This window comes from bacterium, assembly GCA_028821235.1.
GTDB lineage: Bacteria > Actinomycetota > Acidimicrobiia > Spongiisociales > Spongiisociaceae > Spongiisocius.
Map to the genome: position 1 here is coordinate 1 of JAPPGV010000141.1, position 5,463 is coordinate 5,463.

Genomic DNA, 5,463 nt, shown 5'->3' on the forward strand with positions numbered 1-5,463 from the left:
ATCGACCATGCGAAGGCGTGGGTATCGTGCCCCTCTCGCTCCTGGAGCGCGATCCTGCGCCGGTACACCCAGCGCGCCGCCACGACGCCGAGGATCAGCACCACGGTGTACTGCCAGCGGCCGGCCAGGGGGGTGAGCCAGGGCATGGCGATGCCCTTGGGGCTGGCGAACAGCCACCGGGATCCTTCCATCTCGGGGGTCAGATCCGGCAGGAGCCCGACGATCAGCGCCTGCCAGAAGAGGATCTGGACGAGTAGCGGGATGTTGCGGAAGAACTCGATGTAGGCGTTGGCGATCCGCGAGACGATCCAGTTGGACGACAGCCTCGAAATCCCGATCACCGTGCCGAGGATGGTGGCGGCGATGACACCACTCCAGGTGACCCTCAACATGTTGACCATTCCCACGGCCAGCGCCTCCAGGCCCGACTCGGGATCGGTGTTGAACCCCTCGCCGAGTTTGACGCCCAGTGGTTCGCCAAGGAAGTCCCACGAGAACGGGATGCCGGTAGCCCGGAGATTGCTGGTGGCCTGGGTGATGACGACGTAACCCAGCCAGAGGAGGCCGACGAGGATTCCGAGTTGGGTGGCCCACTTGATGACGACCACGTTGCGCCATATGGGCACGCGGGTCTGAGAGGAGCGGTCGGTGGGCGTGACCAATTGACCTTCCGTTCTAGCCGGCCTCCCAGACGATACCAACTACGCGAGGAGGGGGCACCTGAACGGTGCCCCCTCCTACGTTTCGGATCGAGTTGTTCTAACGGGCCGGTGGTGCGTAGACCAGACCGCCCTCGGTCCAGCGGGCGTTGGCGGACCCGGCTCGGGCGAACCCGAGCGGGTGCAGGTTGTTGGCGTAGATCTCGTCGTAGTTGCCGACCTGCCGGATGGCCTGGGCGTATGCGTCAGCCGCAAGGCCCATCTTGGTCTGCAGCTCGTCATCGCCCACGCCGAGGAAGCGACCCGCTTCCGGGTCGGGCGGGTTGGCCACCATCTCGTCGATGTTCGCGGAGGTGACTCCCTTCTCGTCGGCGATGATCAGGATGTACACCAACCAGTTCACCACGTCAGCCCACTGGCTGTCGTTCTGCCGGTACATGGGGCCGAGCGGCTCCTTGGAGATCGGGGTGGTCGGGAAGATGATCCAGTCTCCCTCGGCGATCTCACCGTTCTGGATGGCGGCGTAGCGATGGCCGAACAGGGCCGAGCCGTCGGTGGTCACCAGGTCACAGGAACCCGCCCGGAAGAGATCCATGGCCTCCGGGAAGTTCTCCACGGTCACCAGCTCGATCTCGGCACCGACCACGCGGGCGCCCTCGGTGATGTTCTTCTCGGTGGTGGTTCCGGCGTTGGTGCAGAGCCTGGCGCCGTCCACGTCCACCAGAGTCGAAGCATCGGTGAATCCGAAGTCGGCCTTGCCCATGATCTGCTGGCCGTCGTAGAACGTGGTGGGCCCGAAGTCACCGCCGATCTCCGTATCCCGGCTCTGGGTCCAGGTGGTGTTACGGAACAGCACGTCGACCTCGCCGGCGGCGAGCACGTTGAAGCGCTCGGCGGCGGTGGTGCCCACGAACTCGACCGCATTGGCATCACCGAGCACAGCCGCGGCAAGAGCCCGGCAGTAGTCGGCGTCGAATCCGGTGTAGGAGCCGTCGTCCTGGGGTTCGGCGAAACCGATGGCCGCGGTTGACACACCGCACCGCAGGCTACCGCGGGCCTGAATCTCGCCCAGCGTGCCGCCCTGCGAGGGAACGACCACCACTTCCTCTGGCTGGGTGGTGGCGGCCTGGGTGGCGGCCGTAGTCGTTTCCTGGGCGGCTGTCGTGGCGGCCGGCTCGTCGTCGGCTCCGCATGAAGCAACGACCATCGCAAGCACCACGAACAGAGGTACTAGCCTTCGAATCATTAGTAAGGCCCCTTTCCGTTCTCGCGTTTGGTTGGCGTCTTTCCCCACCTGACGGGACTTCTGGCTATAACACCGCCGCATGCTGGTGTTCCTTGACCGCCGAGACGATCCCAGAAGCGTCCATCCGGTAACGGGCGAGAAGCTCGTCGATCTTACCATGAGGCAGGTGTGCGGTCGGGAGGCCGATCACCACCACCCGGGCCGATCCGGCGCCGTCCACCTGGTCACGGATCGCCTGCCCGACCCCGCCGGCGCGCAGCCCGTCCTCGGCGGTAAGCACGAGTTCGTGCCGGGCGGCGTCGCCGATCATCACCGGATCGAGCGGCTTGACCACCCTCGGGTCCCACACCGAGCAGCTGATTCCTTCAAGTTCGAGGAGGTCGGCCGCTTCGCGGACGGTTGCCAGCATCTTGCCGACCCCGATCAGGCAGACGTCGGATCCTCGGCGGACCCGGCGGGCCGACAATCCGGATCCCACCTCATCGATCGATGCTCGGAGGGGCGCGGTCTTGGGCCACCGGATGGCGGAGGGGCCGGTCGTTATCTCGAGCGCGGTGTCGAGCATCACGGGGAGTTCCTCGTAGGAGGAGGGTGCGAAGATGGTCATACCCGGGATCTTCGAAAGCAGGACCATGTCGAGGAGGCCGTGATGGGAGGCGCCGTCGTCACCCGTGATGCCGGCCCGGTCGAGGCAGAAGATGACCGGGCAACCGTGGAGGGCGGTGTCGAGGTTGATCTGGTCGAGCGCCCGGGTGAGGAAGGTGGAGTAGATGGCCACTACCGGGCGGAGGCCTCCCATGGCCATGCCCGTGGCCATCGCCACCGCGTGCTGCTCCGCGATTCCCACGTCGAAGACCCGGTCGGGGTACCGGTTCTGGAACGGCAGCACGCCGGTCGAGTCGGGCATGGCGGCGGTGATCGCCACCAGCTCGGGATGGCGGTCGGCGAGCGCCAGCAAATGGTCGGCAAAAGCGGACGTGTAGCTCCCCTCCTTGATGGACGAGAGGTCATGCATCGCCTTGATGGGATCGTTCTCGGCGGGGGCGTAGCCGCGGCCCTTCTGGGTGATCACATGGACCACCGTGGGCCCGCTCATCGCCCGGACGTTCTTGAGGATGCGCTCGAGCTCCGGCAGGTCGTGGCCGTTGAACGGACCGAAGTAGCGGATGCCGAACTGCTCGAAGATCTGGGGCGGTTCCCACATCTGGCGGATGGCCACCTCGGTGGCGTCTATCCCACGGCTCACCAGGTCCGCAACCCAGGGAATCGACTCGGCGATTGAGCGGGCCACGCCCTGCCCGCGCTCGTAGACGTTGGTGGTCCGTAGCTTGATGAGGCTCTCGGACAGCCTCGAGATGGTTGGTGCGTAGGAACGGCCGTTGTCATTGAGGATGATGGTGACGTCGGCGCCGGAGTGGCCGATGTTGTTGAGCCCCTCGAGCGCCATACCCCCGGTCAGCGAGCCATCGCCCACCACAGCCACCACCTGCCGGTCATCGCCCCCGGCCTGGAAGGCGGCGGCCAGACCGTGGGAGTAGGAGAGGGCGGTCGAGGCGTGGCTGTTCTCGATCCAGTCGTGCTCCGACTCGGCCCGACTGGGATAACCGGACATTCCATCGGGAAGCCGGAGGGTGGAGAACTGGCGGCGTCGCCCTGTCAGCAGCTTGTGGGGATAGGCCTGGTGACCGGTGTCGAAGAGGATGGCGTCGTGGGGGGACCGGAAGACACGGTGCAGGGCCAGGGTGAGCTCGACTATCCCCAGGTTCGACCCCAGGTGGCCGCCGTTCCGGGTGACCGTGGCCACGATGAGGTGGCGGATCTCGGTGGCCAGCTCCTCCAGCTCCTCGAAGCCGAGAGCTCGAAGGTCGGCGGGTCCCCGGATGGTCTCCAGGAGGGGCGTATCGGGAAGTGTCATTGTCAATACTCTACAGGCGAAACCCTGTTCACCGCCCAACTTCGGAGGGTGACCGGAAATACCCGGGCAAATGGGCTTTCAGCCTCCTGGTCCCTGACCGGGCGCCCGCTCCCGGGAGCGTTCCAGCATCTCGACCACCGTGGCGTCCGGAGTGGGGCGGAAGTCGCGGTAGAACATGCCGATGGCCGCGAACCGCCGCGGCGTGTGCGCCACCACCAGCTCGTCAGCCGCCTCGGCGAAGGTTGCCGATGCGTCGCGGGGAGCGACCGGAGCGGCCAATACGACCCGACCGGCCCCGAGGCGACGGGTGATCAGGCAGGCGGCCCGGGCGGTGGCGCCCGTGGCGATGCCGTCATCAACGATCACCGCGGTCTTGCCCCCCAGGTCTGCGGGAGGGGCTTCGCCGCGGAAGCGTCCCGCCTGGCGGGCCAACTCCCGGCGCTCTCGCCGTTCCACCCGTTCGACGGCCTCCGGCCGTATCCCGAGCCTTTCGATCCGCTGCTCGTCCAGGACGCGTACCCCGCCCTCGCCGATGGCGCCCATGGCCAGCTCCGGCTGGGCCGGTACTCCCAGCTTGCGGACCAGCAACACCTCCAGCGGGGCGGCGAGATGCCGGGCGATCTCGAAGCCAACCGGGACCCCGCCCCTGGGCAGGCCCAGGATCACGGTGGGCTGGCCGGCGAGATGGTCGAGCAGTCCGGCCAGCACACTGCCCGCGTGCGACCGGTCGGTGAACCTCATGTCCCGTTCCGTGTCATGCGGTGATTGTGCCATCGGGCAGGGCTAACCTGCCCTCCGGGGCGTACCGATCCGGCCCCCAAGCGAGTCTTTCAATCGGAATGGTGGCGCGATATGTCCTTCTACCTGATCGCTCAGTCCGTTGCGGACGCCTGCGGAGTCGATCCGGGGTCCGTATGCGGCCTCGTCTATGACCTGACCGGTAGCAGCGAGACCGCCCGCCTGGCCGATCTGGCGGCCCGTCCCATCAAGGTCCTGCTCATCCTGTTGCTGGCCTGGGTCGTCAGCCGGATCGTGCGCCGGTGGCTGGACAGGCTGGTCGAGGGCTGGCTGACGAGGCGCTCCGAACTGGCGGACGCCATCTCCGGCACCATCGAGCAGGATGACGACGGGCCGGGATTGGGGGAGGCCGCGCTCGAGAGGGCCCGCCGGATGGTGGACCAGCAGGAGCGGAGCGGCCAGCGGACGAGAACCCTCGGTTCGGTGCTCAGATCGGTCGCCTCGGCAGTCATCTACGGCATGGCCCTGATGATGGCCCTGGCGGAGTTCGACGTGAACCTGGGCCCCCTGATCGCCGGCGCCGGAATAGCCGGCGTAGCGGTCGGCTTCGGCGCCCAGAGCCTGGTCAAGGACTTCCTCTCCGGTGTGTTCATGTTGCTGGAGGACCAGTACGGAGTGGGCGATGTGGTGGACGTGGGGGACACGGTCGGAGTCGTGGAGGAGGTCAAGCTCCGCACCACCCAGGTGCGTGACATCAACGGGACGCTCTGGTACATCCCCAACGGCGAGATCTCCCGGGTGGCCAACCTCACCCAGGACTGGGGCCAGGCCGTGGTCGACATAGAGGTTGCCTACGACACCGACATCGCCGCGGCGATGGCTCTCATCAAGGAAGTGGCGGACGG

At 66.9% G+C, this 5,463-nt stretch carries 5 protein-coding genes; 1 reads left to right on the forward strand and 4 read right to left on the reverse strand.

Annotated elements, in window-relative coordinates:
- From OXK16_14245 to OXK16_14260, 4 genes are all read right to left on the reverse strand, one after another.
- Nucleotides 1-662, reverse strand: a 662-nt coding sequence (locus OXK16_14245; protein ID MDE0377104.1) for an ABC transporter permease subunit, incomplete at its 3' end; no start/stop codon positions are given.
- Between the two features lie 97 nt (nucleotides 663-759).
- Complete coding sequence (locus OXK16_14250) at nucleotides 760-1,905, reverse strand: amino acid ABC transporter substrate-binding protein (protein ID MDE0377105.1); 1,146 nt, start codon at nucleotides 1,903-1,905, stop codon at nucleotides 760-762.
- A 64-nt stretch (nucleotides 1,906-1,969) separates the two neighbouring features.
- Nucleotides 1,970-3,820: a 1-deoxy-D-xylulose-5-phosphate synthase gene (gene dxs / locus OXK16_14255; GenBank protein ID MDE0377106.1), complete on the reverse strand. Its 1,851-nt coding sequence runs from the start codon at nucleotides 3,818-3,820 to the stop codon at nucleotides 1,970-1,972.
- A gap of 78 nt (nucleotides 3,821-3,898) precedes the next feature.
- Nucleotides 3,899-4,561: a phosphoribosyltransferase family protein gene (locus OXK16_14260; protein ID MDE0377107.1), complete on the reverse strand. Its 663-nt coding sequence runs from the start codon at nucleotides 4,559-4,561 to the stop codon at nucleotides 3,899-3,901.
- A 111-nt stretch (nucleotides 4,562-4,672) separates the two neighbouring features.
- Here OXK16_14260 and OXK16_14265 point away from each other — a divergent pair.
- On the forward strand, nucleotides 4,673-5,463 hold a 791-nt coding region (locus tag OXK16_14265), incomplete at its 3' end, for a mechanosensitive ion channel (GenBank protein ID MDE0377108.1).